13 protein-coding genes are annotated in these 15,734 nt (G+C 42.5%); 3 read left to right on the top strand and 10 right to left on the bottom strand.

Annotation, left to right across the window (positions count from 1 at the left end; translation table 11 throughout):
* Positions 1–4 precede the first annotated feature (4 nt).
* Entirely contained in the window at positions 5–913 is a 909-nt protein-coding gene (locus AC1MCB_RS15165; RefSeq protein WP_479965552.1) for a glycosyltransferase family 2 protein, read from the bottom strand.
* 121 nt (positions 914–1,034) lie between these two features.
* On the opposite strand from AC1MCB_RS15165, the gene AC1MCB_RS15170 reads away from it, so the two are divergent.
* Both AC1MCB_RS15170 and AC1MCB_RS15175 read left to right on the top strand, forming a co-directional pair.
* Complete coding sequence (locus AC1MCB_RS15170; protein ID WP_479965553.1) at positions 1,035–2,873, top strand: ABC transporter ATP-binding protein; 1,839 nt, start codon at positions 1,035–1,037, stop codon at positions 2,871–2,873.
* Entirely contained in the window at positions 2,870–3,712 is an 843-nt protein-coding gene (locus AC1MCB_RS15175) for a hypothetical protein (protein WP_479965554.1), read from the top strand. Before AC1MCB_RS15170 ends, AC1MCB_RS15175 begins: the two co-directional genes overlap by 4 nt.
* Here the strand turns inward: AC1MCB_RS15175 and AC1MCB_RS15180 are convergent.
* The 5 genes from AC1MCB_RS15180 to AC1MCB_RS15200 form a co-directional block, all read right to left on the bottom strand.
* Positions 3,709–4,479 carry an FkbM family methyltransferase gene (locus AC1MCB_RS15180; RefSeq protein ID WP_479965555.1) on the bottom strand — a complete coding sequence of 257 codons (771 nt, stop codon included), beginning with the start codon at positions 4,477–4,479 and terminating at the stop codon, positions 3,709–3,711. The genes AC1MCB_RS15175 and AC1MCB_RS15180 overlap by 4 nt on opposite strands.
* A 137-nt stretch (positions 4,480–4,616) precedes the next feature.
* Positions 4,617–7,700 (bottom strand): translation initiation factor IF-2, encoded by a 3,084-nt coding sequence (gene infB, locus AC1MCB_RS15185; protein ID WP_479965556.1) that lies wholly within the window; start codon positions 7,698–7,700, stop codon positions 4,617–4,619.
* A gap of 105 nt (positions 7,701–7,805) precedes the next feature.
* The gene (nusA, locus tag AC1MCB_RS15190; RefSeq protein ID WP_479965557.1) at positions 7,806–9,041 is read right to left on the bottom strand and encodes a transcription termination factor NusA; all 1,236 of its coding nucleotides are present in this window, start codon (positions 9,039–9,041) and stop codon (positions 7,806–7,808) included.
* Positions 9,042–9,046: 5 nt separating this feature from the next.
* Positions 9,047–9,529 (bottom strand): ribosome assembly cofactor RimP, encoded by a 483-nt coding sequence (gene rimP / locus AC1MCB_RS15195; protein ID WP_479965558.1) that lies wholly within the window; start codon positions 9,527–9,529, stop codon positions 9,047–9,049.
* A gap of 153 nt (positions 9,530–9,682) precedes the next feature.
* The gene (locus AC1MCB_RS15200; protein ID WP_479965559.1) at positions 9,683–10,132 is read right to left on the bottom strand and encodes a hypothetical protein; all 450 of its coding nucleotides are present in this window, start codon (positions 10,130–10,132) and stop codon (positions 9,683–9,685) included.
* A gap of 41 nt (positions 10,133–10,173) precedes the next feature.
* Between AC1MCB_RS15200 and AC1MCB_RS15205 the strand changes: the two genes are divergently transcribed.
* Positions 10,174–10,518 carry a phage holin family protein gene (locus AC1MCB_RS15205; protein ID WP_479965560.1) on the top strand — a complete coding sequence of 115 codons (345 nt, stop codon included), beginning with the start codon at positions 10,174–10,176 and terminating at the stop codon, positions 10,516–10,518.
* A gap of 59 nt (positions 10,519–10,577) precedes the next feature.
* Here AC1MCB_RS15205 and AC1MCB_RS15210 read toward each other — a convergent pair whose 3' ends face one another.
* From AC1MCB_RS15210 to rfaE2, 4 genes are all read right to left on the bottom strand, one after another.
* Complete coding sequence (locus tag AC1MCB_RS15210; RefSeq protein ID WP_479965561.1) at positions 10,578–12,689, bottom strand: M1 family aminopeptidase; 2,112 nt, start codon at positions 12,687–12,689, stop codon at positions 10,578–10,580.
* A gap of 3 nt (positions 12,690–12,692) precedes the next feature.
* Positions 12,693–13,940, bottom strand: coding sequence for a peroxiredoxin family protein (locus tag AC1MCB_RS15215; protein WP_479965562.1), 1,248 nt, complete (start codon positions 13,938–13,940; stop codon positions 12,693–12,695).
* 14 nt (positions 13,941–13,954) lie between these two features.
* Complete coding sequence (locus AC1MCB_RS15220) at positions 13,955–15,094, bottom strand: acyl-CoA dehydrogenase (protein WP_479965563.1); 1,140 nt, start codon at positions 15,092–15,094, stop codon at positions 13,955–13,957.
* 132 nt (positions 15,095–15,226) lie between these two features.
* Entirely contained in the window at positions 15,227–15,727 is a 501-nt protein-coding gene (rfaE2, locus tag AC1MCB_RS15225; protein WP_479965564.1) for a D-glycero-beta-D-manno-heptose 1-phosphate adenylyltransferase, read from the bottom strand.
* Between the last annotated feature and the right edge of the window lie 7 nt (positions 15,728–15,734).

A 15,734-nucleotide genomic window follows, 5' to 3' on the forward strand; every position in this document is an offset into this window, starting at 1 on the left:
CTCCCTATCGATATCTTAGGCTGGATTTCATGGGAGCGCCGCGCAGTATAAACCCAACGAAAGGAAAGTAACGTCTGTTTCTCAGCGATTTTTTCAAAAACCTGAGACTGTAAAATAGTTTCAGGAAAAAGTAGGAAACCGCAGAATAGTGCTTCCTGAAAAAATACATCAACGAGATATAATTCTCCTTGAGCATCACCAGGTTTTCCATGGAACTTCCTCCAATAAAATGAATATATTTTGCTTCAGGGACAAAGAACACTTGCAAGTCATCATTGCGCAAACGCTGCCCCAGATCCTCTTCTTCGCAATAAAAAAACAAGTTCGGATCAAAACCCCCAATCTCCCTGAAGGCAGAAGTTCTGAAAAAAAGGCCGCTTCCGCTCACTAAGTCTACTTTAACCGGCACATAGTATTGCTTCTCCCGATTAGGATACCTGTGAGGATCGAATACCCGGAGAACAGCAGGGCCAAGAAATTTTAAGGCCGGAGTTGGCAAATAACCGAATGACCGGATTCGTTCGAGTTTCTCAGAATATAGCTGTGCGCCACACAAACCAACTGAAGGATTCTTATCACAAAAAGCTTTTAGGATAGCCAAACAATCATTCAGCAGGACGCAATCATTATTTAAAAAAAACAGGTACTTGCTGTTTGCGCTCGCCGCGCCCAGCATATTTCCCCTGCCAAACCCAAGATTCTCTGTGCTGTAAATTATCTGCAAATTGGCTCGCCCCTCTAAAGATTTCAACTTTTCAACCTCCTCAATCCTGGAGGCATTGTCGACAACAATTATCTGGTAGCTGATAAGAGAAGAGGTTTGGGAGACAATCGATTTAACACAATCCAGTGTAAAACTGGTTGAGTTATAATTTATAATAACAATAGCTACATCGCTGCTTATTTTCTCCATCTTTCTTTATCGTTACAAATATACATTTTGTATGAGAATTTGAATCCCCGGGGGGTGCCGCACTACTTCTAACGTGCAAGACCAATTCAAATTAAGTAACTTTGGCGCCATAATTAACTGAATGAACACTTTTTACAGACTGCTTTCCTTCGCCAAACCAATCCGCAACTTTGCAATCCCTTTTTTCGGGCTCTCCATTTTGGGTGTTATCTTTGGTCTGCTAAATTTTACCCTGCTAATTCCACTGTTCGAACTACTGTTCAACGAGACAAAGGACATAGCTGAGAAAGCCACCCCGGTGTTACCTGCCTTTCATCTGAGTCTTGACTATTTTAAATCTTTTTTCTACTACTTCTTTAACTCAATCATCGCTGATTACGGTAAAATACAGGCCTTACAAACGGTATGTGTGATAATTGTAGTATCCATTCTGCTGAGCAATTTTTTCAAATACATGTCTGCGAGGGTCATCGAAAACTTACGATTGCGCATCGTTACCCGCATCCGGAGTCAACTGTTTAAAAAACTTACCGATGTACAGATCTCCTTTTATACCAATCAACGGAAAGGCGACCTGATGTCGCGGTTTATGACAGATGTCGTCATCATTCAGCAATCTATCATTAGCTCAATGCAGGTTCTTTTAAGGGAACCGATCGCTATCATTTTAAACTTTGCAGTTCTGATAGCCATATCTCCTGAACTCACCGTTTTCGCCCTGATACTGCTCCCCGTTTCCGGCCTTCTGATTACAGCTATTGTAAAGAGATTGAAGAAGCATGCCACCGCAGCCCAGGAAGCTGTCGGAACTCTGGTAAGCAACATCGATGAGGGTCTGAACGGCGTAAAGGTGATCAAGGCATTCAACGCTGAAAAATACATTCAGCAAAAGTTTGATTCAGTAAATCTCAACGCAAGTAAAATTTATCGTAGATTAACCCGCAGGCAATTACTCGCTTCACCAACATCGGAAATACTCGGCGTGATTACGGTAGCAGTTCTTCTCTATTACGGAGGAACCCTGGTTCTTGAGACCGAATCAAATCTCAGCGGATCCGCCTTCATAGGCTATATCATCATTTTTTCGCAGATCATTACTCCCGCAAAGGCGATTTCCGAAGCCTTTGGAAATATCTCGCAGGGAATTGCTGCAGGTGAACGTATATTCGATTTAATGGATGCACCTGTAACGATAAGCGACCCAACAAACCCGGTGGAGAAAACAACATTTGAACATTCAATCAAATTAAAGAATGTCACATTCGCCTATGGTGAAAAAGACGTACTGCAGGAAATTAATCTCGAAGTTCCAAAAGGTTATACAGTTGCCCTGGTTGGTCCCTCCGGTGGCGGTAAAACCACCTTGCTCGATCTTATTCCCCGGTTTATTGACCCAAATACAGGCGAAATATCAATTGATGGCATCAATATTAAATGTCTTAGTATGAAATCGTTGAGATCGCTCATGGGTATCGTTAACCAGGAGTCGATTTTATTCAACGAAACCATCTTTAACAACATCGCATTTGGAAGAGAGGTCACACAGGCAGAAGTAGAAAATGCCGCCAGGATTGCAAATGCCCATGACTTCATTCTCCATACAGAGCATGGGTATCAAACAAACATCGGCGACCGTGGCATGAAATTGTCCGGGGGGCAAAAGCAACGGATCAGCATTGCCCGGGCAGTTTTAGGGAATCCGCCGATCCTTTTACTGGATGAGGCTACATCAGCACTCGATACTGAATCGGAAAAGCTTGTTCAGGAAGCGCTGGTTCGTTTAATGGAAAATCGCACCTCCATTGTAATTGCACATCGCCTGAGTACAATCCAGAACGCAAACCTGATAATGGTGCTTGAAAAAGGTAAGATTGCCGAGTCAGGAACTCATACAGACCTAATGGTTAAAAACGGGCTTTATAGACGATTAATCAACATGCAAACCTTTAGTGAAGCATGAGCTATCCCTTTGTCAAAAAAATAGAAGAAAAAGAACTATTCGACGTCAGGTTCACTATTTGCACCTTAGTGTCAAAGCCTGAAGAATATAAAGAAATGCTCGACTCATTTCTTTCGGCGGGTTTTAACTCCGATATATGCGAATATCTGTGTATCGATAACAGTCAATCAAATAAATTAGATGCTTACGAAGGTTTAAATCGGTTTCTTCGGCAAGCGAAGGGAGAATATATAATTATTTGCCACCAGGACATTCTGCTCTCTAATCATACAATTATTGACTTGGAATCCCGGATAGCGGAGATGAACTTTCTTGACATAAACTGGGGGATTCTTGCTAACGCCGGTGGAATTAACTTAAAATATGTAGCCAAGCACATGACTCAAAGTGTGGGCACAAGTTCTTTCGAAACAAAACTGCCTCTTAAAGCTCAAAGCGTAGATGAAAACTTTATTTTGGTAAAGAATGCAGCAAATCTGGCTCTGTCGCATGATCTTAATGGCTTTCATTTATATGGCACCGATATTTGTCTCATTGCCGAAACGCTGGGATTCAATACGTACATCGTAGACTTTCATCTCACACATAAAAGCGGTGGAAAGATCGATAACGGCTTCTATGAACTGAGACGTGATTTGATGGTAAAATATCGCCGGGCATTTCGAAGCCGGTTTATTTCAACAACAATTACCAGGCTTTACCTCTCCGGATCAAAACTGCAATCATGGCTTTGCAATTCAACACCTATCTTGTTCCTGGCAAGGCAATACTTTAAATTATTTAAGCCCAAGGGAGGTTATCGCCCAAAAATCAAAAAGTATTTGCATGATTCGGCTTAAGCTTTATAACAGAAGACGTTTAAAGCCATATCAAATGACTCACAAATGATTCCTTCTTCAATAAATGGACGCTGTCTTGTCCCGGATTCTTTAATATAATATTTAAATCCTTGCTGGTGCACAAGATCCAGGAGTTCATGAAGTGATTGCTTACTCTGCAATTTGTTATGGTATTCGAAAAAGATATGGTGCACCTTGTGTAGTTGATTAGCGCAATGCCTGAGCACCTCATCCTCTGCTCCTTCAACATCCAGCTTGAGGAAATCTACGTCTTCTGTAATATATTCCGACAAAGGTACCGCATCGATAAGTACCGGTTTTCTGTTAGAATACGCCTCATTAACCCGGCCGCCCATACCTCCATCTGAATAAAACTTAAGTGTCTCTGTTTTCGTCCACACAGCCTTATTATGAAGCGTTACATTCTTCAACTGAAAGGTATCAACATTCTCCTGCAAAATATCGAAGATCATCCTCTCCGGCTCAAATGCAATAATCTGATGATTTGGATAATTATGGGCGAAATACAAGACGCTTAATCCCATATTAGCTCCACAATCAAGAATTATCCGGGAGTCTGGTGAAGGTTCAAATTTGTAGATCTCGTCACGAAAAAGCTCCTTAAAGGTATCAACGAAGCTCTCACCATCATGAAATTTAAAAGGTTTGTCAAACACATTGGCAATTCCTGTTTTATATCTTTCAGTGAGCTGGATCCGTTCTAACTCAATTCCCAGGTTTGGGCCTTTCAGCCTATTGACGGCCATTCGGTTGACCCATCTCTTGTATAACTTTCTTAATCTCACTGCAGCATATTATGATTCAAATATATAATTGTAAGGTTGTAATAGCTTAACAAAAAAAGCGACCCGAAGATCGCTTTTCACTATATCTAATCAAACAATTAAAGCTTTCTTTTCACTTCCACCTGCTCGTATGATTCAACGATATCTCCAACTTCAATATTGTTGAAATTGTGAATGTTTAAGCCACACTCATAACCGGTAGCTACTTCTTTAACATCATCTTTGAAACGCTTCAATGAAGCAAGTTCTCCGGAATAGATTACCACACCATCACGGATGATACGGATTTTGCTATTTCTCGTGATCTTACCGTCGAGAACCATACAGCCGGCAATAGTACCAACTTTAGTAATCTTGAATACCTCACGTATTTCAACGTTCGAGGTAATCTTCTCAACGAATGACGGAGCAAGCATACCTTCCATCGCTGCTTTCACTTCGTTGATAGCATCGTAGATTATGGAATACAGACGAATATCTATTTGTTCCTGCTCGGCAAGCTTGCGGGCACTTCCTGACGGACGAACCTGGAAACCGATGATGATAGCGTCAGAAGCTGATGCCAGCAATACATCCGATTCAGATATCTGACCCACAGATTTGTGTATAATATTTACCTGGATCTCTTCAGTAGACAACTTCAATAACGAATCTGATAAAGCTTCGATAGAACCATCCACGTCACCTTTAACAATGATGTTCAATTCCTTAAAGTTACCAATCGCTAAACGACGCCCAATCTCATCCAGAGTAATGTGTTTCTGGGTACGTAAACCTTGTTCGCGCTGTAGTTGCAAACGCTTGTTGGCAATCTCTCGAGCCTCTACTTCACTTTCCAGTGAATTAAAGCGGTCACCAGCAGTTGGCGCACCCTGCATACCCAATACCTGTACAGGTGTTGAAGGCCCTGCCTCAGCCACTTTCTGGCCACGGTTGTTGTGTAGAGCCTTTACTCTACCACTAAAGCATCCTGCAAGAATCGGATCTCCTACTCGTAACGTACCTGCCTGAATAAGCACTGTGGTAACAATACCACGGCCTTTGTCAAGAGCAGATTCGATGACCGTACCAACAGCACGTTTATTTGGATTAGCTTTCAGATCTAACAAATCAGCTTCAAGCAATACCTTCTCTAACAAAAGATCGACACCTAAACCTGTTTTACCCGAAATCTCCTGAGTCTGGAATTTACCACCCCACTCCTCAACCAATATATTCATGGTTGATAACTGTTCGCGGATCTTATCTGCGTTGGCACCAGGTTTATCTATCTTACTAAATGCGAATACAATCGGAACTCCTGCAGCTTGTGCGTGGTTAATAGCCTCTTTTGTTTGAGGCATCACGCTATCATCTGCAGCGATAACAATAATAGCAATATCGGTTATCTGGGCACCCCTGGCACGCATCGCCGTAAACGCTTCGTGACCCGGTGTATCCAAGAACGTAACACTGCGGTCATTGTCCAATTTCACTTCATAAGCACCAATGTGCTGGGTAATACCCCCAGCCTCACCTGCAATAACGTTGGCTTTACGCACAAAGTCAAGCAATGATGTCTTACCATGATCGACGTGACCCATCACCGTCACAATTGGTGATCGGGTAATCAGATCTTCTTCCGCATCCTGCTCTTCCAGGATACCTATCTCCTCGTCTTCTGGTTTCACAAACTCCACTTCGTAGCCAAACTCATCAGCCACAATCGTTAGAGTTTCAGCATCCAGACGCTGGTTGATGGAAACAAACATCCCCAAACTCATACAAGTAGAGATGACTTGTGTAACCGACACATCCAGCATATTGGCTAATTCGTTTGCCGTAACGAACTCAGTAACCCTTATTATCTTTGATTGCAACTCGCGTTCCATCGCAGCGTCTTCAGCTGTCTGGGCTACATCATCCCGTTTTTGACGACGGAATTTAGCACGCTGTGCAAATTTACCAGATTTACCAGCACCACTCAAACGAGCAAGTGTGGCTTTAATCTGATCTTGTATTTCTTTATCTGTCGGTTCGGCCTTCGGTCCATCCGGTGTACGCGGCTTATTCCTAAAGTCAGGACGTGTACCCGCGCCTTGTGGTCCGCGATTAGGTGCACCCGGTGCGCCTCTATAAGGAGGACGTGCACCCTGAGGGGCCGCTCCCCCTGCCTGGTTAGGAGCAGGACGATTAACGCCCTGACCCGGTGCCTGGGTTTGACCCGGAGTTCCGGGCTGATTATCTTTACGTTTACGCTTGCGCTTATGGTCAGCCCCTGCCGCACTTGATGACGACGCAACAGGTTGCCCACGACGCGAAGACTGGACAGGAAGTTCAATCCTACCGACAACCTTGGGTCCGGTTAAACTCTCTGTCTTGGCTCTGAAAAATTCCGGAGCACTAGGAGCTTCAGGAGTTTGAACAACTGGTGCTGCAGATGTGTCCTCAACATTCGTTGCCGCCTTAACAGGCTCAGGCTGAACTTGGTCTGCTACCGGCTGTTCAACACTTTTTATCTCTTGAACAGGAACATCGGGCTTGCTTTCTACCGTTACTTCAGCAGGCTTATCCACTACCGGCGTTTCAACAACCGGCTTCTCTGCAACAGGTTCCTGAACTACTGGTTGGGCTTTCACTTCTTCAGCTATAACCGGTTCAGGGTGGGTCACCTTTTCTTCAGCAGGTGTAATTGGTTCAGGCTGAGAAACAGGCTTTTCAACAACTACCTCTGGTTCAACAGGTTTTTTGTCAGGGCGGGTCTTCGAATTAAGGTCGTCCAGATTAATCCTGCCGACAACTTTAACACCAGGCAATGAACCCTCAGCTTTTGCTTCTTCAGCTTTTGGCTCTGCTGGTGCAGGCTTTGGCTTCTCGGCCGGCGGAGCGAATGTATTGACATTCTTAATCAGGATTTCCTCCTGGTCAAGATCCTTAGAACGCATGGGTTCTGTTCTTTCCGGAATAACAGGAGCCTCATCACGCCGGATCTTGCCAATGATAATCTGTTTGGCTTCCTCCTTTACAATTTTATCTCCCTGAAACTCCTTCAAAAGAACTTCATACATCTCATCGGTGAGTTTTGTATTAGGACGGGGATCCACCGGATGCCCTTTTTTTCCTAAAAACTCCGCCGCTGTGGATAAACCAATATTCAGCTCTTTTGCAGCTTTAAGTAAGTTTGTGCTTTTGCCTTCTGACATTTAATATTTTAACCTCGCTAATTTTGTACAAAAGTACGATTTTAAATTTTGTGTTACACGTTTAAGCCTTACCAACTATATTTATGGCAAAACTAACCGGTAACTTTATTCGAATTCTGATCTTAATATCTCCAGAACATCTTTAACTGTATCTTCTTCAAGATCTGTCCGCTTAACCAATTCTTCTGAATTTAAAGCTAAAATTGACTTAGCGGTATCTAAACCGATCTTCTTGAATTCGTCAATTACCCAGCCTTCAATCTCATCAGAGAATTCCTCAATATCCACATCCTCATCGTCTTCATGAGCTTCACGGTAAACATCAATCTCATAACCGGTCAACTTTCCGGCTAATTTGATATTATGCCCTCCACGACCAATAGCTAATGAAACCTGATCAGGCTTCAAGTATACTGCAGCACGCTTCTCTTCGTCATCAAGCTTGATGCTACTGATCTTGGCCGGGCTTAAAGCTCTCTGAATATACAAAGAAATATTATTTGTATAATTTATGACGTCAATATTTTCGTTTTTTAATTCACGCACAATTCCATGAATACGTGAACCTTTCATACCCACACAAGCACCTACTGGGTCAATACGATCATCGTACGACTCAACAGCAACTTTAGCACGTTCACCTGGCTCCCTCACGATCTTCTTAATGGTTATTAATCCGTCGAAGATCTCAGGAACTTCCATCTCAAAAAGACGTTGCAAGAATTCAGGGGCCGTACGGGATATAATAATCTTAGGATTACTGTTTATCATATCCACTTTATCAATAATCGCTCGCACAGTGTCTCCCTTTTTAAAATAATCCGCAGGGATCTGCTCGGTTTTAGGTAAAAGCAACTCGTTTCCTTCATCATCCAGAACAAGAGTTTCTTTTTTCCAAACCTGGTATACTTCACCGGTTACAATTTCACCCACACGATCTTTATATTTTTTAAAGATCTCATCTTTCTCAAGCTCCAGAATCTTAGAAACCAACGTCTGACGAGCAGCAAGTATAGCTCTGCGGCCAAAACTTTCCAAGGTGATCTGTTCAATAAAATCATCTCCAACTTCCAGGTCAGGATCAATCTTTTTTACGTCCGATAATTCAATTTCCAGATCATCATCTTCAGAAAAACCGTCTTCCATAACGGTACGAGTACGCCAGATCTCCAAATCCCCGTTATCCGGATTTACAATTACATCACAATTTTCATCCGTACCAAAACGTTTCCGCAGCATACTGCGAAATACTTCTTCCAATACACTGATAACCGTTGGACGGTCGATGTTTTTGAAGTCTTTAAACTCCTGGAATGAATCAATTAAATTTATACTGCTCATTTTTATTACTTAAATGAAATTAACACTTTAGTTTCAGCTATCTGATCAAATGGAATTACATTTTCAACCAGTTGAGCTTTTTTATTTTTTTCGCCTGCAATGCGTGCGGGTTTAACATTCTCTTCCAACGTTACACCCTTATCGTCAACCGCGATCAATTGGCCTTCATGAGTGGTTCCGTCCACTAATTTAACACTCACAGAGCGGTTCAAGTTTTTTGTGTATTGCCGCTGCAACTTTAAAGGCATGTCTAAACCAGGTGAAGAAACCTCCAGGTTATACGCCTGCTCGATGACATTCTCTTCTTCCAGAAAAAAACCGACATGCCTGCTGATTGCCGCGCAATCCTTTATCCCAATGCCCTGATCGCCATCCATTAAAATAGTCAGCAACCCGCTTGAATGCATTTTCACGTCAACAATAAAAAGATCTGGGCGGTCGGCTATCTTTTCCTCTACTAATTCGATTACCCGATTTTCAATATCCATAATTATCAATCATCCGGCAAAACGGCCGGTAAAAAAAAGAGCCCCGAATTATCGGGACTCTCCTTAGGTTGCTGCAAATATAGATAATTTTTTTAAGCTGCAAAAGCCTGATTTTAAAATAATTATTCATAATACCCATAAATCTGGGTCCGTTCAGCGTCTGAATTTAAACTCCACGGTCTCCGGTTGCCTGGACAAACTTCCCTCTATAATTACATCTGATGGCTTCCCCAATATTTTCGGTCTGTAAAACCGTGCAAAATACGCGCTGTCCTTTTTAAAATTTTCCTTCGGCAAAAAAACGATGGTACTGTCTTTTACAAGATAATTGCCTTCCAAAGGAAACTGCAGGTCACGCAATTCCGGATCAGTAGCTTCCTGATAAACCGCAAACAAACCCTGCCATTCCTTTTGATTTAGGCTGTCTTGCTGCAGATACTCCAAAACATCACCTGGAACCGAGTGCAATTCAACAGACGAGCTGTCGGCCGAAAGTGAAATATGGACTCCTTTTTGTAATGCAGCTGACGAAGGGTCGGAGTTACATGCGGATAAACATCCGACACTTATTAAGATTATACGTAATAAATTTTCAAACTTCATGTAGTATCTTCAAATTATTAAACCTTTTTTAACCAAGTATTATGAGATTGATTATTGAAATTTTGTTAATGGGCGTAGCCGTCGCACTGGCGGCCTACTTTCTACCTGGAGTAAACGTAAATGGGTTCGGTAGCGCTATACTGGCGGGTATTTTGATTGCCCTTGCCAATGCAACTATCGGAACAATTCTAAGGCTGCTAACATTCCCTATTAACTTCCTTACATTGGGATTGATGTCATTTATTATCACCGTTTTGATGGTATTGCTTGTTGACAGTCTGATGGATAGTTTCAACACCAGCGGATTCTTTTCAGCTGTTCTTTTCGCTATTGTACTCGCTCTGATAAAAATGCTCTTCGGGGCTTTCAGTAGCGATAGAGATTAGTAAAAAGGTTAGAGTAGCAGTAAAAGTGGTTATTTTCCGCTGCTACTGCTAACTGCCACCTACTTCCTGGCCTCAAGCGTTGCTCTAATCACGCTTGGGGCTTTATCGTTTGCTGTCTGGTCAAAAACATCCGCATTATTCTCGTTAGAGAATGCTTTTGATAATATTTTAACCGCCGCCGCACGCACAAACGAAACCGGATCTTTAACCGCAATCTGACGAATCTGCTGGTAAATTGCTGATCTCTCGTTTGGTTCAAGATTACCCGAAAACTCAACGGCGATTCTCCGCAATGCCGGGCTGCTGTCAGCAAGTGCATTCATCATTGTTTGCCTCGCCACAGCGTCAGCTTTATGATTTTGCAGCATCGTTAGAGCTTCAAACCTATCCATAAACAGCGGAGCGTTTTTATATTGAAACACGTATTGCTGAAGGGATTTCGATTCTGTCTTATTAGCAAGAACATATTTTTCAGCATCCACATTAATTAAATCAGGCATCACCGCCGAACTGAAACTAAAAGTTTGGTTTTGCTGATTAAGGATAATTTCTTTTCGTTCTACCTTTCCATCTGAATAAATATCAACCGCCATTGGTATCCGGTAAAGCGGCGTAACAGATAAGTCCTGATTTTGCTGAATCGAAATTGTTGCAAGCTTTTTCTCTGCGTCATAGCCCGTTTTAATTGTTAAAGCAGGATGTCCAGACGCTAAGAACCATTGATTGAAGAACCAATTCAAATCCTGGCCAGTAACTTCCTCAAAAACCAATCTCAAATCGTGAATTTCGGCTGTTTTATAAGCATAACGTGTCAGGTACAAATTGAGTGCTTTAAAGAAAGCATTGTCCCCGACGGTTTTCCGTAACATATGAAGTATGCGTCCGCCTTTTTGATAAGTCACTTCATCAAACATCTGCTCACGATCCGCATAGTTATAGCGGATCACATCAACCTGCTTCTGTCTGGGGCTGTTGTAATACGCGTTTGCGTCTTCCATGCCTTTAAAATCGGCGCTCTCACGCCCGTATTTAAATTCAAACCACAAATATTCACCATAGGTGGCAAATGCTTCATTCAGCGGCAAATTTGCCCATGACTCGGCAGTTACCAGGTCTCCAAACCAATGGTGAAATAACTCATGGGCAATTATATCTTCCTGATTTGCATCCAGATATTGCCCCTCAGTCATATTCAGCCGGTCAAAAAATACCGTAGCAGTCGTATTTTCCATCGCGCCGCTCACAAAATTACGGACAACAATTTGCGAATACTTTTCCCATGGATACTCGACGCCCATCTTTTTCGAGAAAAACTCCATCATCTCCGGGGTCTTACCGAATACTAATTTTGCAGTCGAAGCAAAGGCTGGTTCGGTGTAATAATTAACTTCTTTCTCGCGCCATTTGTCTTTAGTGATAGTAAAATCACCAACAGCAAGCATGGTCAAATAGGTAGAGTGTGGCTGTTCCTGGCGCCAGCTATCCGTGCGGGTTCCATCACCATTCATACTGGTATACTCCAGCGAACCGTTTGACAGGGTTACGAACTCATCAGCTACCGTAATGTTAAGCTCCTGGGTCATCTTTTCCTGAGGTCCGTTGATTGTGGGAAACCAGTTCGAATTACACTCCGTTTCGCCCTGTGTCCATATCTGACGAGGCTTGGCTTTTTCCTTGCCGTCCCGGTTAATAAAGTAAAGTCCACGATCACCCTCAGAAGCTATGTCACCGCCAACTTTCAGGTTATAGGGCATCGCTACATAATCAATGAAAATCGTATATTTCTGGTCGCTGGTATAAACCTTCCCCAGTTGAATCGTTATTTGTTTGCCGTCATAAGTATAACGTAACGGGGTTTTATTTTCCTTTACCTTAAGGGAAACTGAATTGATCCGGAATCCCCTTGCATCTAAAACCAGGTTATCAGAGGGATAGAAATAAGGCTTTGCATCAATGGTTGCCTTTCCAAAAACATAGGCGCTGTCCCAGTCAAAGCTAAGATCTAGCCGGGTGTGAAGAATATCTGTTACTCTTGGATAGCTGCCCCTGTAATTAACTCCGGCGGCATTTTCCGTAACCCGCACCGGATCGAGAACTGCTTTCCTGGTCGTACAACTTGCTAAAAAAAATGCTGCCAAAAAGTGACAGCATATTAAAAATTTAAACTTCATCTATTATATGTTTTCCTTAAGGAGTTCATCTATATTCTCCTCAAACTCTTTGACAAATTTAGTGTAGTGCTCACCAGTCCCCGGACCGTTAAATCCAGTATGGATCTTCCGGACTTTGCCAGCTTTATCCAGGATTACCGTCGTCGGAAAGGCTACAAACTGAGTAAGCATTGGTAAGCTTTTAGCTACTTCCGCTTTATCCTTAGTGTAGCCTGTAATTAGCATATCATAGGTTACATTAAACCGGTTCTTCATACGTTCCACATTCTTCTTCGAACGTTTAAAGTCTGTCGTCCTCTCATATGCTAAACCCACCACTTCTACTCCACGGTCCTTATACTTCTTATAGAACGGCGACAGATAGGCTGTCTCATCCATGCAGTTAGGACACCATGAACCAAAGAACTGAATTATTACTACTTTGTTTTCAAACTTCGGATCGGATAAAGAAACCTTTTTACCTTCCAGATCCGGGAAGCTAAAATCGACCTTATCATAACCTGGCTTTAATGCCGTAAGAGAATATGCATCAGGCAAAATCGCCTGTTCATCCTTCCTTGCCGCCCAACTTTCAACAGATGAAAAACCAGAATAGAATGTTCCGTCAACAATCGTACTGTCATTAGCAATTTTCCCCGTGAAGAGGTATGCATTTGATCCGTCAAAACAAGATAAATAGAGCTTATCTTTTGATACAGTTCCCTGCAGAAAACGATAATCTCCGGTGGTGGTTAAAAATGTTCCGGAAAGATCGGTTCCATTCTGTTTAAACTCACCAATTGCTACTGTTGTGTCTTTCTTATCCTGGCTTAGGAAAGTGGTCGACCAACGACCATTAACCTTGAATTTGGTATCTATTTGAGTATTAAAGAAACGCCAAGATGCATCAGGGCGGGCCTCAAAATTCATCGTCACATTTGAATCTGCCAAATGCTTGATCCATCGTCCCGCAAGTTTTTTGCCTTCAATAGCGGCCTGTATTTCTGAATCAAATAAAGGCATTTGAATCAACACAGAATCATCTGTCAAGGTTATTTCATTAACCTTAAACCGCTCAGCCCCATTTATAATATAAATCAGCTTTTGATCGGCAGAATCAACAACTTCAAAATTAAATGGAATCTCAGCTCCAACAGCCGTCTTAAGCGTTGCGCGCCAGATCCCCGCTTTAAAGTTTTCCTTTACAGATGATTGACATGCTGAAAACAGAAGGGCTGATGCTAAGAGAAAAGTATGGATGTATCTGATCATTTGCAGAATTTAATCTATTTTAAAAGTTCTCTCGAAATCACAATTCGTTGAATCTCAGAGGTCCCTTCGTATATTTGGGTGATTTTCGCATCCCGCATTAAACGCTCTACATGATATTCCTTTACAAAGCCATAGCCGCCATGGATCTGAACAGCCTCAACTGTAGTTTTCATGGCCGTCTGCGAGGCAAACAACTTAGCCATTGAACTTGCCTGAGCATAAGGAAGGCCTTGATCTTTTAACCAGGCAGCCTTTAAACAAAGTAAGCGCGATGCTTCTATCTCAGTTGCCATGTCAGCCAGCTTAAATTGTATCGCCTGGTGGTTGGCGAGTTCCGTTCCGAACGCTTTACGCTGTTTCGCATAATCACGTGCTAATTCATAAGCCCCGGAAGCAATTCCTAAAGCCTGAGCGGCAATGCCTATGCGACCTCCCTCCAGGGTTTTCATCGCAAACTTAAAACCAAAACCATCCTCGCCAATTCGATTCTCTTTAGGAACCTTCACATCATTGAACATTAGCGAGCAGGTATCTGATCCTCTAATACCCAATTTATTTTCTTTCGGTCCGCTGGTAAAGCCTTCCATCCCTTTTTCAACAATAAGAGCATTTATCCCATGATGCCCTTTTGCAGCATCGGTTTGAGCAATAACCAAATAGGTAGATGCGGTGGTACCGTTTGTAATCCAGTTTTTTACCCCATTTAACAGGTAATGATCGCCCATATCGATCGCCGTGGTGCGCTGCGATGTAGCATCCGACCCGGCCTCTGGTTCGGATAAACAGAAGGCGCCTATCTTTTCGCCGGTCGCCAGAGGTTTTAAATATTTTTCCTTTTGAAAGTCATCGCCGTATTTCTCTAGTCCGAAACAAACCAGTGAATTGTTTACCGATACAACTACGGAAGTTGATGCATCGATCTTAGATAACTCCTCCATTACCAGAACATATGAAACGGCATCCATGCCCGAACCGTTATACTTCGGATCCACCATCATCCCCATAAATCCTAGATCACCCAGCATTTTAACTTGCTCAACAGGAAACTTTTGATGCTCATCACGATCAATTACACCAGGCTTCAGCTCATTCACAGCAAAGTCTCTTGCTGCACTCCTGATCATTTCCTGTTCTTCGGAGAGTTCAAATAACATAGGGTTATGGTTAAATATGTTCAAAAATAATATTTAAAATGAATGTTTAACCCGCGGGGCTGATTTTACGCAGATTGCCTTAAAGCTTTCTGTTGTGAAAACTCGATTGGTTGAAAGTAGAAGCTATAAAAATTAAGACAACCTAATCTTATTCTCAATAGCGGTTGTAGAATAGCCGGGCAAAAAGTCGATCGTATGCACCTTCCCGCCATTTGCTATTACCAGGTCGGCCCCTACAATCTCATCAATTGAATAATCCGAACCCTTTACAAGCACGTCCGGCATTACAGTCTTTATAAGATTTAGTGGAGTGGGATCGTCAAACAGCACAACAGCGTCAACAAAAAATAAAGCTGCAAGAATAGATGCACGCGATTCTTGATCAGTGATGGGGCGTGACGGGCCTTTTATCCCGGCGGTAGACGCATCAGAATTCAATCCTATAATCAGCCTGTTTCCATAATCGGCTGCCTTCGACAAGTAATCAATATGCCCTAAGTGCAGCAGATCAAAGCATCCGTTAGTAAACACAATCTTTTGATCCGTAAATCTCCAGATGTTTAAGTTGTGTCTTAATAATTCGGTACTAGAATAAATCTTACCCCTGATCAAATCAATTCTTCTCGTTTTCATATCGGCC

This window comes from Daejeonella sp. AP26, assembly GCF_056680515.1.